The following is a 14,888-nucleotide window of genomic DNA, read 5'->3' on the forward strand; positions in this document are numbered from 1 at the left end:
CACCTCTAACAACAGGCCAGCTCGAAATCGAGACGTGCCGGTATTTCGCCACGTTCGCTGTCGAGCGGTAAAAAACGAATCGCATAGCGGGTTTTATGGCCCGAAACCTGCGGATAAAGACTGGCTTCCAGTGCCAGCTGCAGGCGCAGCAAATCAGCGCCTTCGGCGTTGTCCTGATAAAAGCCGTTCAGGCTGGTCTGATGGCGAAAGACGCCGGATTGACGAATCAGTTCCAGAATCATAAACAATGCCTGTCGTAGCGGATCAAGCGTCCCCATCCAGCTGGCGACCTGAGCATCCCGCAACGATTGATCGAGATGCAGCCAGACGTGCAGCGTAGGCAAGTCAAAACTGCAGCAGCCGCCGGGAATACTCAATCGCTGACGCACCAGCGCAATTAGGCGATCTTCACGTAAGGCCTGACCAATACGCGGCGCCGCCATCAGTTCGCTGGTATACAGTTTTAGCTGCTGACGCAGCGCGCCCACCCGTTCCGTATCCACGCCCGGAACATCACTCCATGCCAGCAGCTTTTGCTGCTGGCGATCCAGCTCTTTAAGGATCTCGGTACGCAGTTCTCCACGCTCAAGGACATCTAACAGCTCACTGATATTGCGGAAAAATGTCAGAGCGGTAAGGTGACTGGTTATATCAATGCTGGCCTGGAGCTGCTGGAGCAAAAACTCAATTCTTAGCCAGGTACGCATTTTCTCATTTAACGGATGTTCGAAAAGGACAATTTTACTCATGCTGTTAATCCTGTTTTATCGCTCCGGCCAGCGCCAGATAGCGCTGATTCAGTTCGGCGACCAGCGGCAACACTTCATGAGGCGGCCCGCTGTTTTCAATGATGTCATCCGCTACGGCCAGCCGCGCCGCACGCGTGGCCTGAGCAGCAATAATTTTTTCAGCCTGTTCGCGCGTAATTCGATCGCGGGCCATGGTTCGTTCAATTTGAATCTCAGGCTCGACGTCCACCACCAGCACCCGATCGGCCAGTTTTTCCAGGTGGTTTTCCACCAGCAGCGGCACAACCCATAAACACCAGGGCGAGCGGGCCGCCAGCAGCTGTTGGCGCGTTTCTGCATGGATCAGCGGATGTAATAACTGATTTAACCAGGTTTTATCAGCCGGAGAGTTAAAGATAGTCTGACGCAGCGCGGCGCGATTTAGCGTACCGTCCGCATGAAGGATCGCCGAACCAAAGCGCGTAGCAATCTCATTCAGCGCGGGCTGGCCTGGCTCTACCACCTGACGGGCAATGATGTCCGCGTCAATAATTTCCACACCATGCCCGGCAAAGGCTGCTGCAACGGTACTTTTCCCACTGCCGATACCACCGGTCAGCGCAACTGTGTAAGGCATCTGTTTCAGTTCCTGCTTCGTCTGTAAACGCCGTGTTGTCTGCTATTAACCTTTAACCTTTAGCGACAATAACAAATTTTGCAATAGCGATCACATTGACTACCTTCAGGTAAATTTAGCGGATTGTAGCGTACTTAAAGGTGTTTTCGCAGTCTTGTACGCGCGTTTTTAGAGCGTATGATAACGTCACTGGAGCTGGCTGCAGCACCCGATCGTCAGATCGTCGCCAAAAACCCAGGAATGATGGTATGCGTATTGAAGAAGATTTAAAGCTTGGTTTTAAAGACGTGCTGATTCGTCCTAAGCGTTCTACTCTGAAAAGCCGCTCGCAGGTGGATCTGAGCCGTCAATTTACTTTTAAACACTCCGGTATCGCCTGGTCTGGCGTTCCGATTATTGCCGCGAACATGGATACCGTGGGCACCTTTCGCATGGCGGAAGTGCTGGCCAGCTTTGATATTTTAACTGCGGTGCATAAACATTACAGCGTTGATGAATGGCGCGCCTTTGTTCAGCGCGTACCTGAACAGGTTCTACAGCACGTTATGGTTTCCACCGGAACTTCGGATGCCGACTTCACTAAACTGCAGGCGATCCTGGCGCTTTCGCCGGCTCTCAAATTCATCTGTATCGATGTAGCGAACGGCTATTCCGAGCATTTTGTACAATTCCTGCAGCGCGCACGCGAAGCCTGCCCGGATAAAACCATTTGCGCCGGTAATGTGGTAACCGGCGAAATGGTCGAGGAGCTGATTCTTTCGGGGGCGGATATTGTGAAAGTGGGGATCGGCCCCGGCTCGGTGTGCACCACGCGAGTAAAAACCGGCGTGGGTTACCCGCAGCTGTCGGCGGTGATTGAATGCGCCGATGCCGCGCACGGCCTGGGCGGGCAAATCGTCAGCGATGGCGGCTGTTCGGTGCCGGGGGATGTGGCTAAGGCCTTCGGCGGCGGCGCGGATTTCGTCATGCTCGGCGGCATGCTGGCCGCGCATGACGAATGTGAAGGTCGCGTTGTCGAGGAAAACGGAGAAAAATTCATGCTGTTTTATGGCATGAGTTCTGAATCGGCTATGAAGCGCCACGTCGGCGGCGTAGCGGAATATCGTGCAGCCGAAGGCAAGACGGTTAAGCTCCCGCTGCGCGGCCCGGTAGAAGCAACGGCGCGTGATATTCTCGGAGGCCTGCGTTCCGCCTGTACTTACGTTGGTGCCGAGCGGCTGAAAGAGCTGACTAAGCGCACCACTTTTATTCGCGTGGCGGAGCAGGAGAACCGCGTTTTTAACCGCTAACCGATAACTTCGCCCAGATTAAAGATTGGCAGATACATAGCGACCACCAGGGTCCCGACAATGGCACCGGTAATGATCATCATTACCGGTTCCAGCGTCGCCGCCAGCGTATCCGCCAGTTCATGCGTCTGGTTTTCATGCCACTGCGCCAGGCGCGCCAGCAAATCATCCAGCGCTCCGGCTTCCTCTCCCACTTTTATTAACTGACGACAAAGCGGCGTAAAAAGCGCGCTACCTGCAATTGCCTGATGTAGCTGCGTGCCATTAGCGATTCGTTTCTGTAGCTGCTGCACCGCTTCACGCCACAGCAACGGCGTAAGGGTTTGCTCAACCGCCTGTAGCCCATGCAGCAGTGGCAATCCTGCCTGCTGCGTTAAAGTGAGCGTAGTAAAGATCTGACTGAGCAGGCTACCGCGCCACAGCGTCGCAAGCAGCGGCATCCGCAGCAGGCAGCGTTGCTCACGGCGCTGCCAGCCGGGTCGGCGTTTACGCAGGTAGCGCCACGCGGCAATCAGACCTGCGCTGGTGATAGCCAGCGGAACAAAGAGCCGCTGCAGACCGGCAGAAAGAGCCAGTACGGCGGCGGTAAAAGCGGGCAATGGCGCGTTAAACGCATGATAAATAGCCACAAACTCAGGCAGCACCAGTAACAGCATGCCAACCGCTACCGTCAGCGCAACCAGCAAAATAAACCCCGGATAACGCAGCGCCGTAATCACCTTTTTATGTAAGCGTAACTGTCGCTCCTGTTGGCTGGCCAGCTGTGAGCAGCAGCGATCCAGCTGGCCGGTCAGCTCACCAACCTGCATTAAGGCCGAATAGAGTGGCGGAAAGATCGTCGGCCATTTTGCCAGCGCGACAGAAAAAGGCGTGCCCTGAGCAACCTCTTCCTGCAATGCCAGCAGCAGGGCGCGCCAGCCCGCATGCGTCTCGCCCTCGCTCAACAGATGCAGCCCGGCGGAAAGGGTTAACCCCGCCTTTAACAGCGTTGCCAGCTGATGCATTAGTGCAATTTTTTGCTGCGTCTTCCAGTCTCGGGAACGGTAATACCTGCCGCGTTTACAGGAGAGCGGCAGAAGCTGCTGCTGCGCCATTATTGCCATAATTTGCTGTTCTTCCGACAGCAGCCAGCTTCCCGCGATGATTTCGCCTTGCTGATTCATCGCCTGCCAGTGCCAGAGACGACAGTTAGCCATGACCGACGCCTATCACCCGATACACCTCTGCCAGGGATGTTTCCCCACGATTAACCGCGTTCAGACCTTCAACGAACAGGCTGTTAAGCTGTTGCCGCTGAGCCAGCAGGCTTAAGGTTTCGCTACTGGCATTGTCGGCAATAGCCGTTTGCAGCTCGCTGTTGATCGGCAGCATTTCAAACAGCGCCAGTCGGCCATAATAACCGGAAAAGCAGTGATCGCAGCCTACGGCCTGCCAGTTCTGCAGCGAGCCAGTCCAGCTCTGCGCAGGCAGGTCCTCAATCTTTTCTGCCGGCGCGCGGCAGTGAGGACAAAGGCGGCGCACCAGACGCTGTGCAATAACCAGGCGCAGCGCTGAAGCCAGCAGGTAACCGGGAATGCCCATCTGCCCAAGCCGGGTTAGCGTTTCAGTCGTAGAATTGGTATGCAATGTGGATAACACCAGATGTCCGGTTTGTGCCGCCTTGACTGCGATCTCGGCGCTTTCCGCATCACGAATTTCACCCAGCATAATAACGTCCGGATCCTGGCGCAGCAGGGCGCGCAATACGCGTTGAAAATCGAGCCCGGCGCGAGGATTAATTTGCGTCTGATTGACCCCCGGCAGCGGGATTTCCACCGGGTCCTCAACGCTGCACAAATTACTTCCCGGCTGATTAAGGGCGTTCAGGCCGCTGTAGAGCGTAAAGGTTTTACCGCTGCCGGTCGGGCCGGTAACCAGAATTAATCCCTGCGGCTGGGCCAGCGCGCTACGAAAATGCGTCAGCGCGGCTGGCGGCATGCCCAGCTTGTCCAGCGCCAGATCCTGCGATTCGCTTTGCAGCAGGCGAATCACCGCTTTTTCTCCTGCGCGAACGGGCAGCGTGGAAAGCCGAAACGCCGCCTGCACGCCCTGCAGCTGCAACGTAAACTGTCCATCCTGCGGCAGTCGCCGTTCAGCAATATCAAGATTGCCAAGAATTTTAAGGCGGGCGATCAGCGCGGCCTGCTGGGTTTCGCTGATGTTTTGCAACGGCTGCAGAACACCGTCAATACGTAAGCGAACCCGCATACCAGCAGCGCAGGGTTCAATATGTATATCTGACGCGCGGCGTTGGAAAGCACGCAGCAGAAGATGATCGACCAATGGCGTAATCGGCTCCGGCATGCTTCCCGCGCCGGAGGCCTCCGCCTGCTGATATTGTTCCAGCCGCGCCTGCGGCCAGCGCTCGATCTGTACGCGGCGCTGGCTGGTAAAATGCAGCGCTTCCAGCATTTCGGTTGTTGGCATACCGGCCAGCGCAACGGTAATGGTTTTCTCGTCTTCGTTTAGCAGCAGTGCCTGATATTGACGACAAAGCTCGCGCAGGTTCCGTTCTGCCTCGCTCATTATGAATTCCCGCTATCATCGAAGCGGAAAACGGCGTGGCAGCTATCTTTCAGGCTGCTGTTGCTGCTGTCACAGCTGCGTTGCCAGATCATCTGGCCTTCATTGCTTTGCCACTGCGGCGTCAGCGTCACGGTCAGCCCGTTCAGGCTCTCCTGCCCGGTTAGCGTAATCGCGCCCGACGCTACGCTCACTGCGGAGACATAACGCGAACCTTTTTCGGTGGGGACGCCATTACTGCCCGCACTACAGCCAGACGTAGCGCCATGCTCAACGGCGCATAGCTCAACCGCCGTTTTATACGGCAGCATGGTTTGCAGCATATCGGTAAGGGCTGCCTTTTGCAGATAGCTCTGGTACGCCGGCATGCCGATCGCGCTGAGTATGGCGACGATCCCAATCACGATCATCAGCTCAATTAGTGTAAAACCCTGTTGTTGCATATTTATCTCTCCATGTTGATAACCCGACTGACGTTAATCGACAGGAGAAGATGGAGCGAGGGGAGGATAAGCCAGCGGGAAGCCGGGTCGGGAAAAAGTTGGGTTTGTTACCGCGAATGGAACGCCAGCTGGAAGCGGGATCGCATATTTAGCTTATCCCGCCGGATAACGTGACGCGCAAACCTGGCGCCACGAGAGGGCTTACTGAAAACGCATTGAAAGATCCAGCGCGCGGACGTGTTTGGTTAATGCGCCAACCGAAATATAGTCAACGCCGGTTTCAGCAAACAGGCGTAACGTCTGGTCGGTGACATTCCCGGAAACCTCCAGCAGCGCACGGCTCTGGTTGATTTTTACCGCCTCGCGCATTTGCTCAACGGTAAAATTATCCAGCATTACAATATCGGCACCGGCGGCCAGCGCCTGCTCCAGTTCATCCAGCGTTTCCACTTCCACTTCTACTGGCACATCCGGATGTAGCCAAAGCGCTTTCTCAACCGCCTGGCGAATAGAGCCGCTGGCGATAATATGGTTCTCTTTAATCAGAAAGGCATCGGTTAAACCGAGGCGATGATTCTCGCCGCCGCCGCATAAAACGGCATATTTCAGGGCGGTACGCAGGCCGGGCAGGGTTTTGCGCGTATCCAGCAGCCGGGTTTGCGTACCTTCCAGCAGCGTGACATAGCGCTTCACTTCGCTGGCGGCGCCGGAAAGCGTTTGCACAAAATTAAGCGCGGTGCGCTCAGCGGTAAGCAGCAGGCGCGCCGGACCGGCAACGTCAAAAAGCTTCTGCTCCGGCTTGATAATGTCACCGTCGGCGACGTGCCAGGTCAGCCTGGCCTGATTCCCCAACTGAATAAACACTTCCTCCACCCAGCGTTTACCACAGAAAACACCGGCTTCACGCGTGATAACGGTTGCCTGCGCCTGTTGATCGGCGGGCAGCAGGCTGGCGGTAATATCATTATCAGCGTTTATTTCGCCGCCGAGATCTTCCCGCAATGCCTGCTTCACGCTGCCTGGAATATCATCTTCGATACGTGAAAGCAGATCCGCCCGTCGGCTGTCTGGATTATAACGTCGCTGTGTCATAAGGTTCCCGTAATGGTTTTTGGCGTGGGCTTAATGTAGCGTGAACGGCTGGCCGGCACCAGTAGAGGGTAAGAAAGTTTAGTATACTAAACTTATTTGGAACGGATTTTTTTAAGGTGGCACTTTTGTTAACACCAGGGTATTGGTGAATAAATACAGTAACCAGGGAAACCCTAAATGTTCTCTTTAACTTGTCCACAAAAAGGCCTGCCGGTTACCGGACGGCACCTGTTAACTGATATTTCCCTGCCGGCGCTGGTGGTGCATCAAACCGCGCTTGAGCATAACCTGCACTGGATGCAGCGGTTAGCCGATCGGCACGGCGCCGTTCTGGCGCCGCATGGCAAAACCACGATGGCGCCCGGTCTTTTCCGTCGCCAGATAGCAGCCGGCGCGTGGGGAATCACGCTGGCGACCGCAGTACAAAGTGCGGTGGCGGCGAAAGAGGGGATTGAGCGCATTTTAATGGCCAACCAGCTGATCGGGCGCGCCAATATGCAGATTGTCGCGGATATGCTGCGTCAGTACCGGGTGGATTTTTACTGTCTGGTGGATAGCGTTGAGAACGTACGGCAGCTGGGGCAATTTTTCGCCGCGCAGCAGTTAACATTACAGGTACTGCTGGAACTGGGCGTCGCCAACGGGCGCTGTGGCTGCCGTAGCGATGAGCAAATCGATGCGCTGATCGCCGCCGTGCAGGCTGAACCGGCGCTGGAACTGTGCGGCGTTGAAGGCTATGAAGGCGTCATTAACGGCGAACAGCCGCAGGTTGATGGCTTTATTGAACGTCTGGTCACGGTCGCGCTGGGGCTAAAAAACACCGGTGCTTTTAACCGGGCGCAGCCGTTAATTACCGCTTCCGGCTCAGCCTGGTACGATCGTGTGGCGGCGGCGTTTTCTCAACAACAGGCGCGCGATGCTTTTCTTACCGTAATGCGGCCCGGCTGTTATCTGGTTCACGATCACGGCATTTATCAGCAGGCGCAGCAGGGCGTGCTGGCGCGTCAGCCACGGCTGGAAGAGGCTCTGCTGCCCGCTATGGAAATTTTTGCCTGCGTACAGTCGGTGCCGGAGCCGGGCAGGGTGATTGTGGCGCTGGGCAAGCGCGATATTGCTCATGATGATATGCCGGTGCCTTTGCGCGTCTGGCATGGTCACGCCACGCAGCCGGTCGCGCTGGATAACCGCTGGCGCGCCATTAAGCTGATGGATCAACACCTGTTCCTGCAGGGCCCGGCGGAACATGCTCTGCAGCCGGGCGATATTATCGCCTTTGGCGCATCGCATCCCTGCCTGACCTTCGATAAATGGCGTTATTTTTGTCTGGTCAATGAGCAGCTGGAGGTCGCAGAGGGACTGGAAACCTGTTTTTAACGGCGGCACAAGGTATGTAAATAGAGTGACAAATTCATGTTAGGCTGTGGAAAAAAACAAGCAGGAGACCCAGGCATGGAGTTAAAAGATGGCTGGCTATTAGGCGTTCGCCACGTGCCGTCACCGCATTTCAATATTCGTCCACAGGAAGAGGTTCCCAGCCTGTTGGTGGTACATAGCATCAGCCTGCCGCCCGGCGAGTTTGGTGGCCCCTGGATCGATGCGCTGTTTACCGGCACGCTCGATCCTACGGCGCATCCTTATTTTGCCAACATAGCGCATCTGCGCGTGGCAGCCCACTGCCTGATTCGGCGCGATGGTGAAATCGTGCAGTATGTTCCTTTCGATAGGCGCGCCTGGCATGCGGGCATATCGTGCTGGCAGGGCCGGGATAACTGCAATGATTTCTCGATTGGGATTGAGCTGGAAGGAACCGATACGCTGGCTTATACCGACGCGCAGTATCACTCGTTGCAGACCATAACGCGTCTGCTGATGCACTATTATCCGATTACGCCTGCACAGATTACCGGGCACAGTGATATTGCCCCGGAACGTAAAACCGATCCTGGCCCAGCATTTGACTGGGCTCGCTTTCTGCGCGGCCTGCCGGATGCCGCCAGCTTACATTTACCGGAGCGGAATGCATGACGCTTTTTTCTTTGTTACTGGTTTTAGGTTGGGAACGCCTGTTCAAAATGGGTGAACACTGGCAGCTTGACCATCGGCTGGAGCCGTTTTTTCGTCGGCGCCGTCATTTTTCGCTATGGCGAACTATCGCCATGACGCTGGTCGCGATGCTGGTGGTTCTGGTGATAATTTTATCGCTGCGCGGATTATTTTTTGGCGCGGTACAGCTGCTGTTCTGGATTTTGATGGGGCTATTGTGTATCGGTGCGGGCTCGGTGCGGCTGCATTATCACGCTTATCTGCAGGCGGCCAGCCACGGCGATGCCAATGCCTGTAGCGCAATGGCGGAAGAGCTTACGCTGATTCACGGCATGCCGGTAGAGTGCAATCAACAGGAAACGTTGAAAGAGCTGCAAAACGCGCTGCTGTGGATTAATTACCGTTTTTATCTGGCGCCGCTGTTCTGGTTCGTCGTCGGTGGCGCTTACGGACCGGTGCTGCTTACCGGTTACGCTTTTCTGCGCGCCTGGCAGAGCTGGCTGGCAAAGCATCATACGCCGCTTGAGCGCGCCCATTCCGGGATCGATCGTATTTTGCACTGGGTTGACTGGCTGCCGGTTCGGCTGGCTGGCGTGGCTTATGCGCTGCTGGGACACGGCGAGCGGGCGCTGCCGGCCTGGTTTGCGGCGTTAAGCGACGTGCGTCGCCCGCAGTATCAGATATTAACCCAGCTGGCGCAGTATTCGCTGGAGCGCGACGAGCGGTGGGATAGCGTGGAAACGCCACGGATAGCCGTGGCGCTGGCCAAAAAGGTCTCGCTGGTGATTGTGGTGGTGGTGGCGCTACTGACTATTTACGGCACGCTGGTTTAACAGCGTATCCGCTGACGGCGCGCCGAAGTCGGGCATGCCGTTAGCGTCCCAGCGTATCGCTTTAATGCGGGTATGGCGGTTCGGGTCCCACAGCGGATCGCCTTCGATTTCCGTATAGTTGCGGGCGTGATAGACCAGCAAATCATTGCCCGCCTCATCCACGGTAAAGCTGTTATGGCCCGGCCCATACTGGCGGTTTTCCCAGCTGGTGGTAAATACCGGTCGGGCAGATTTATTCCACTGGGCCGGCTGCATGGGATCGTCATTCACATCAATCCACAATAGCCCCAGACAGTAATTCTCATCCGTTGCGCTGGCCGAATAGCTCACAAACAGCCGGTTGCCGTGACGAACCACCGCTGGCCCTTCGTTCACGCTAAAGCCGGCGCATTCCCATTCATATTCAGGACGGCTGAGCATCACCGGCTTGCCTTTTAGCGTCCAGGGGTTCTCCAGCTCTGCCAGGTAAAGGTTTGAGTTGCCAGGGATCGCCGGATCTTTCTGCGCCCACAGATACCACTGTTTGTCCTGATGACGAAACGTGGTGGCATCCAGCGCGAAGCTGTCGATAGGGGTACGAATGCGGCCCCTTTCCTGCCAGTTTCCGTTTAACGGATCGGCATCATCACAGGTCAGGGCATACATGCGATGCTGAAACAGGCCTTCTTTAATGTCCCGCATTGGCGCAGCGGCAAAATAGATCACCCACTGTCCGTCAATATGATGAATTTCCGGGGCCCAGATTAGCGCGCTCATCGGGCCGATGTCGGGTTTACGCCATACCACCACCGACTCCGCTTCCACCAGGCCGACAATGGTATCAGCGCAGCGCAGTTCCAGGCGATCGTATTCAGGGACGGAGGCGATAAAGTAGTAGCGATCCTGGTAGCGTAAAATAAAGGGGTCCGCTCGCTGTTCAATTAACGGATTGGGCCACTGAGTCATAATGCCGTTCCTTCTGGTTTAATATCAAAAGCATTGTCTTCGCGCAGCGCGCTCAGTTCACGATAATTTTCCCGCCGTTTCGCCAGATCCTGCTGAATGGTTTGCATCAGGTGTCGATCGACTTTTAACAGGCGTACTACGCCAGCGGTAATTAAATAACCGATGCCGGGGATCACGGTAAACAGCAGCACGATACCGTGCAGCGCGCTGCTGCCTTGCTGCTTAGCCCCTGCATCGTAGCCATAAAATGAGAGCAGGAAACCGACCATCGCACCGGCTACCGCCAGGCCGACCTTCAGGAAGAACAGATTCCCGGAGAAACTGATGCCGGTAATACGCTTGCCGGTTTTCCATTCGCCGTAATCATCCACGTCTGCCATCAGTGACCAGTGCAGCGGAGAAGGGATTTGATGCAGAATATTCAGCAGGAAATACATTACGGTAACCAATACCGTGGCCTGCGGATTAAGGAACCAGAAGCCGCAGGAGAAAATAGCCAGGGCGATATTGGTCCAGAAAAAGACCTTCAGCTTACACCAGCGGTCGGTCATGACTTTCGCCAGCGTACTGCCGATCATCATGCCAACCACGCCGAGGCTGATAAACAGCGTAGCGAAGTGGGTCGATTGCCCCATTACCCAGGTCACGTAATACATGGTTGCCGCCATGCGAATAAAGCCCGGACAAACGTTGCAGAAGGTCAGCAGCAAAATGCGCACCCACTGATCGTTTTTCCAGACGTCACGCAGATCGTTTTTCAGATCGTCATTGCTGGGGACGGCAGGGCGGATACGTTCGCGCACCGTGGCGAAGCAGTAAAGGAACATCAGCAGCCCGATAACGGCCATCACGCCCATCGCCATCTGATAACCCCGCGCCCGATCGCCGCCGCCGAACCACTCCGTCATTGGCAGCAGGGTAAGCGACAGGATCAGCGTTGCGATGCCCACCATCACAAAGCGGTAAGACTGACAGGAAACGCGTTCATGGGGATCGTTAGTAATAACGCCACCCAGCGAGCAATAGGGAATATTGATCGCCGTATAGGCCAGCGACATCAGGAAGTAGGTCACAAAGGCGTAGGCCACCTTGTATTCATAGCTCCAGTTCGGCGTGGTAAACATCAGCACGCTGAATACAACATACGGAACTGAAATCCACAGCAGCCAGGGACGAAAGCGGCCCCAGCGGCTTTGGGTACGATCGGCAATCGCGCCCATAAGGGGATCGGTTACCGCATCCAGTACGCGTACCGAAAGCAGTAACACGCCGACCAGCGCAGGCGCCAGGCCAAAGACATCGGTATAAAAATAGTTAAGGAACAGCATTATGGCGCCGCCAATCATATTACAGCCAGCGTCGCCCATGCCGTAACCCAGCTTTTCTTTAAAAGAAAGCGCAGAGCCGTTCATCATTTTATTCTCCCACTGAGCAGTGGAATGATTATTGAGGCTTAACGAACGCGGGGCTAATACAGGTTGGTCATCGAGATGGACAAAATAACTGCGAAGAGAAAAGTGTGAAGAACATAACGCTTAGCGTAAAGGAAACCGGGCGCATAAGCGCCCGGTAAATCGTCAGCGTTGCTGCGATCGTTTATTAATGGCGTAGCCAATTGCCAGCACTATTAGCCAGACCGGGATAAGCCAGACGGAGATCGCCATGCCCGGCGTCATAAGCATAATCACCAGAATCGCGGCCAGAAAAGCCAGGCAAATCCAGTTACCGGCCGGATAAAGAATGGCACGGAAGCGCGTCTGTATGCCCTGGCGATTTTTCGCCCTACGGAATTTCAGGTGCGCCAGGCTAATCATCGCCCAGTTAATCACCAGCGCCGAGACCACCAGCGCCATCAGCAGGCCAAAGGCCTCGCCCGGCATCAGATAGTTAATCAGCACGCAAATCGCCGTTGCCAACGCCGACACGCCCAGCGCAACATAGGGAACGCCGCGACGGTCAACTTTCAGCAGCGCCTGCGGGCCGCTGCCCTGTTTCGCCAGGCCGTAGAGCATACGGCTGTTGCTGTAGACGCAGCTGTTATAAACCGACAGCGCCGCCGTCAGGAACACGACGTTCAACACGTTGGCCACCAGCGTTTCGCCGAGGTCGTGGAAAATCATGACGAACGGGCTGCTTTCGCCAACCACTTTGACCCACGGATAGAGCGAGAGCAGTACCGCCAGCGAACCGATATAGAAAATAAGAATACGGTAGATAACCTGATTAGTGGCGCGCGGAATACTTTTCGCCGGATCGTCCGCTTCAGCGGCGGTAATGCCGACCAGCTCCAGGCCGCCGAACGAGAACATAATCACCGCCATCGCCATCACCAGCCCGCTAATGCCGTGCGGGAAAAAGCCGCCCTGCGCCCAGATATTGCTGACCGAGGCCTGCGGCCCGCCTTGTCCGCTCAACAGCAGCCAGCCGCCGAACAGGATCATCCCGACGACCGCGACGACTTTAATAATGGCGAACCAAAACTCCATCTCGCCGTAAACTTTAACGTTGGTCAGGTTGATGACGTTTATCAGCACGAAGAACAGCGCGGCGGTGGCCCAGGAAGGAAATTCCGGCCACCAGACCTGAATATATTTTCCTACGGCGGTCAGTTCGGCCATCGCGACCAGCACATACAGCACCCAATAGTTCCAGCCGGAAGCGAAGCCAGCAAAATTGCCCCAGTATTTATAGGCGAAGTGACTAAAAGATCCGGCCACCGGCTCTTCGACTACCATTTCGCCCAGCTGACGCATAATCAGAAAAGCGATAAAGCCCCCGATGGCATAGCCTAATAATACCGAAGGCCCGGCCATCTGGATGGTCTGCCCAATTCCCAGAAACAGGCCGGTACCCACGGCGCCGCCCAATGCAATCAGCTGAATATGACGGTTTTTTAATCCGCGCTTCAGCGTATCGCCCTGCTGTTGTTCCATAAAAACCCTCGTGTTAGTTCTTCGCCTTCCCTGAAGAGTTGGCGCTGTAGTGCCTGCGGACAGGCGGTACGCTTGTATGGGTACCGTTACACTTTATGTATTGTTTATTTTACAGAGTGGGTTGGCGCAAATCGCCTGCGATGCTACCCCGACGCCAAGAATAGTGTTAAGCGTGCCCGAATGCACCTGCTTTCTCTGTCCGTGCGTAGCGGCTCCTAAAAAACGCTGTTGCCGTCACGTCAGATTTTCTTTTTTGTGCCATTGAATTCGAATAAAGGCGAATAGCTTGCGCTTATGTCGTAAAATGAGATGCAGGTCTAAACCCACGTTAAGGTTTGTAAAAAACAGCGGTTAAATTTAAGACTTCGCAGGAAATAGCGCATTTTCATCGCTGTTTTCCCCGTTTTGTGACGTAACGTTTCCCCCCGGTTCTGGCAGATGCCATATAGACAGAAGGTGAATACTTTGTTACTTTAACGTCACTTTTTTTCAATTGGTATTACCAATTGACTTCGGTGCCTGGCAGAAGAAGGGACAATGGCCTACAGTAAGATTCGCCAACCAAAGCTCTCGGATGCAATTGAGCAACAGCTTGAGTCCCTGATTATGGAGGGTACGCTGCGTCCGGGGGAAAAGCTTCTCCCTGAGAGGGAACTTGCTAAGCAGTTTGACGTTTCTCGCCCCTCTTTGCGTGAAGCGATACAGCGCCTGGAGGCAAAAGGGCTTCTGCTGCGTCGTCAGGGCGGCGGCACCTTCGTCCAGAAAAGCCTGTGGCAAAGTCTGAGCGATCCTCTGGTAGCGTTACTCGCCGATCATCCCGAATCCCAGTTCGACCTGCTGGAAACCCGCCATGCGCTTGAAGGTATCGCGGCTTATTACGCTGCTCTGCGGGGAACCGAAGAGGATTTGCAGCGCATACGCGACTGCCATCTGGCGATTGAACATGCCCAGCAGAGCGGCGATCTGGATGCCGAAGCCGATGCGGTTATGCAGTATCAGATTGCCGTAACAGAAGCGGCGCATAATGTGGTGCTGCTGCATTTGCTACGCTCAATGGGCCCGATGCTGGAAAAAAACGTCCGTCAGAATTTTGAATTGCTCTACTCACGCCGGGAAATGCTGGCGCAGGTAAGCAGTCATCGCGCCAGTATTTTTGCGGCGATTGTGGCCCGCGAGCCGGAAAAGGCGCGCGAAGCTTCACACCGTCATCTGGCGTTTATTGAGGAGATATTGCTGGACAGAAGTCGGGAGCAGACGCGTCGTGAACGCTCCCTGCGTCGTTTACAGCAACGTAAGGAATAACGCGTAAACTGAATAACCATAGATTTTGCAGGGCGCTCCAGGCTGCCTGGCAAGACAAAAGGAATACGCGGCAACCAACGA

Annotated in this window: 14 protein-coding genes; 5 read left to right on the forward strand and 9 right to left on the reverse strand. The window is 55.4% G+C overall.

The window, feature by feature from the left end; all coding sequences use genetic code 11:
- Positions 1-5: 5 nt before the first annotated feature.
- Both zapD and coaE read right to left on the reverse strand, forming a co-directional pair.
- Complete coding sequence (gene zapD, locus COO59_RS11230; protein WP_103059879.1) at positions 6-749, reverse strand: cell division protein ZapD; 744 nt, start codon at positions 747-749, stop codon at positions 6-8.
- Between the two features lie 4 nt (positions 750-753).
- Positions 754-1,365 carry a dephospho-CoA kinase gene (gene coaE / locus COO59_RS11235; protein WP_103059880.1) on the reverse strand — a complete coding sequence of 204 codons (612 nt, stop codon included), beginning with the start codon at positions 1,363-1,365 and terminating at the stop codon, positions 754-756.
- A 248-nt stretch (positions 1,366-1,613) separates the two neighbouring features.
- On the opposite strand from coaE, the gene COO59_RS11240 reads away from it, so the two are divergent.
- A complete protein-coding gene (locus tag COO59_RS11240; RefSeq protein WP_085067991.1) occupies positions 1,614-2,654 on the forward strand; it encodes a GMP reductase in 1,041 nt (346 codons plus the stop codon).
- Here COO59_RS11240 and hofC read toward each other — a convergent pair.
- The 4 genes from hofC to nadC all read right to left on the reverse strand — a co-directional run bounded on the left by hofC (position 2,651) and on the right by nadC (position 6,751).
- On the reverse strand, positions 2,651-3,850 hold the full coding sequence (gene hofC / locus COO59_RS11245; RefSeq protein WP_103059881.1) for a protein transport protein HofC: 1,200 nt from the start codon (positions 3,848-3,850) through the stop codon (positions 2,651-2,653). The genes COO59_RS11240 and hofC overlap by 4 nt on opposite strands.
- Positions 3,843-5,219, reverse strand: a complete 1,377-nt coding sequence (gspE, locus tag COO59_RS11250) for a type II secretion system protein GspE (RefSeq protein ID WP_103059882.1) — start codon at positions 5,217-5,219, stop codon at positions 3,843-3,845. Before gspE ends, hofC begins: the two co-directional genes overlap by 8 nt.
- Positions 5,219-5,659 carry a prepilin peptidase-dependent pilin gene (ppdD, locus tag COO59_RS11255; RefSeq protein WP_103059883.1) on the reverse strand — a complete coding sequence of 147 codons (441 nt, stop codon included), beginning with the start codon at positions 5,657-5,659 and terminating at the stop codon, positions 5,219-5,221. The genes gspE and ppdD overlap by 1 nt, the downstream gene beginning before the upstream one ends.
- A gap of 201 nt (positions 5,660-5,860) precedes the next feature.
- Complete coding sequence (nadC, locus tag COO59_RS11260; protein ID WP_103059884.1) at positions 5,861-6,751, reverse strand: carboxylating nicotinate-nucleotide diphosphorylase; 891 nt, start codon at positions 6,749-6,751, stop codon at positions 5,861-5,863.
- A gap of 177 nt (positions 6,752-6,928) precedes the next feature.
- On the opposite strand from nadC, the gene COO59_RS11265 reads away from it, so the two are divergent.
- From COO59_RS11265 to ampE, 3 genes are all read left to right on the forward strand, one after another.
- Positions 6,929-8,125, forward strand: coding sequence for an amino acid deaminase (locus COO59_RS11265; RefSeq protein ID WP_103059885.1), 1,197 nt, complete (start codon positions 6,929-6,931; stop codon positions 8,123-8,125).
- Positions 8,126-8,200: 75 nt separating this feature from the next.
- Positions 8,201-8,776, forward strand: a complete 576-nt coding sequence (gene ampD, locus COO59_RS11270; protein ID WP_103059886.1) for a 1,6-anhydro-N-acetylmuramyl-L-alanine amidase AmpD — start codon at positions 8,201-8,203, stop codon at positions 8,774-8,776.
- The gene (ampE, locus tag COO59_RS11275; protein WP_103059887.1) at positions 8,773-9,627 is read left to right on the forward strand and encodes a beta-lactamase regulator AmpE; all 855 of its coding nucleotides are present in this window, start codon (positions 8,773-8,775) and stop codon (positions 9,625-9,627) included. The genes ampD and ampE overlap by 4 nt, the downstream gene beginning before the upstream one ends.
- On the opposite strand, the gene COO59_RS11280 is transcribed toward ampE, so the two are convergent.
- The 3 genes from COO59_RS11280 to aroP form a co-directional block, all read right to left on the reverse strand.
- Positions 9,598-10,572 carry a glycoside hydrolase family 43 protein gene (locus COO59_RS11280; protein WP_103059888.1) on the reverse strand — a complete coding sequence of 325 codons (975 nt, stop codon included), beginning with the start codon at positions 10,570-10,572 and terminating at the stop codon, positions 9,598-9,600. The two genes, ampE and COO59_RS11280, sit on opposite strands and share 30 nt — an antisense overlap.
- Entirely contained in the window at positions 10,569-11,984 is a 1,416-nt protein-coding gene (locus COO59_RS11285; protein ID WP_103059991.1) for a glycoside-pentoside-hexuronide (GPH):cation symporter, read from the reverse strand. Before COO59_RS11285 ends, COO59_RS11280 begins: the two co-directional genes overlap by 4 nt.
- Positions 11,985-12,149: 165 nt before the next feature.
- On the reverse strand, positions 12,150-13,505 hold the full coding sequence (gene aroP / locus COO59_RS11290; RefSeq protein ID WP_103059889.1) for an aromatic amino acid transporter AroP: 1,356 nt from the start codon (positions 13,503-13,505) through the stop codon (positions 12,150-12,152).
- Between the two features lie 537 nt (positions 13,506-14,042).
- On the opposite strand from aroP, the gene pdhR reads away from it, so the two are divergent.
- Entirely contained in the window at positions 14,043-14,807 is a 765-nt protein-coding gene (gene pdhR / locus COO59_RS11295; RefSeq protein WP_103059890.1) for a pyruvate dehydrogenase complex transcriptional repressor PdhR, read from the forward strand.
- Positions 14,808-14,888 lie beyond the last annotated feature (81 nt).

This window comes from Mixta theicola (assembly GCF_002895925.1).
Classification (GTDB): domain Bacteria; phylum Pseudomonadota; class Gammaproteobacteria; order Enterobacterales; family Enterobacteriaceae; genus Mixta; species Mixta theicola.

Excerpts from the sequence above, each read along its gene's own strand:
- ppdD (WP_103059883.1), bottom strand. The coding sequence starts at position 5,659 with ATGCAACAACAGGGTTTTACACTAATTGAGCTGATGATCGTGATTGGG.
- zapD (WP_103059879.1), bottom strand. The coding sequence starts at position 749 with ATGAGTAAAATTGTCCTTTTCGAACATCCGTTAAATGAGAAAATGCGT.
- COO59_RS11280 (WP_103059888.1), bottom strand. The coding sequence starts at position 10,572 with ATGACTCAGTGGCCCAATCCGTTAATTGAACAGCGAGCGGACCCCTTT.
- pdhR (WP_103059890.1), top strand. The coding sequence starts at position 14,043 with ATGGCCTACAGTAAGATTCGCCAACCAAAGCTCTCGGATGCAATTGAG.
- nadC (WP_103059884.1), bottom strand. The coding sequence starts at position 6,751 with ATGACACAGCGACGTTATAATCCAGACAGCCGACGGGCGGATCTGCTT.
- gspE (WP_103059882.1), bottom strand. The coding sequence starts at position 5,219 with ATGAGCGAGGCAGAACGGAACCTGCGCGAGCTTTGTCGTCAATATCAG.
- COO59_RS11285 (WP_103059991.1), bottom strand. The coding sequence starts at position 11,984 with ATGAACGGCTCTGCGCTTTCTTTTAAAGAAAAGCTGGGTTACGGCATG.
- ampE (WP_103059887.1), top strand. The coding sequence starts at position 8,773 with ATGACGCTTTTTTCTTTGTTACTGGTTTTAGGTTGGGAACGCCTGTTC.
- COO59_RS11240 (WP_085067991.1), top strand. The coding sequence starts at position 1,614 with ATGCGTATTGAAGAAGATTTAAAGCTTGGTTTTAAAGACGTGCTGATT.
- aroP (WP_103059889.1), bottom strand. The coding sequence starts at position 13,505 with ATGGAACAACAGCAGGGCGATACGCTGAAGCGCGGATTAAAAAACCGT.
- coaE (WP_103059880.1), bottom strand. The coding sequence starts at position 1,365 with ATGCCTTACACAGTTGCGCTGACCGGTGGTATCGGCAGTGGGAAAAGT.
- ampD (WP_103059886.1), top strand. The coding sequence starts at position 8,201 with ATGGAGTTAAAAGATGGCTGGCTATTAGGCGTTCGCCACGTGCCGTCA.
- hofC (WP_103059881.1), bottom strand. The coding sequence starts at position 3,850 with ATGGCTAACTGTCGTCTCTGGCACTGGCAGGCGATGAATCAGCAAGGC.
- COO59_RS11265 (WP_103059885.1), top strand. The coding sequence starts at position 6,929 with ATGTTCTCTTTAACTTGTCCACAAAAAGGCCTGCCGGTTACCGGACGG.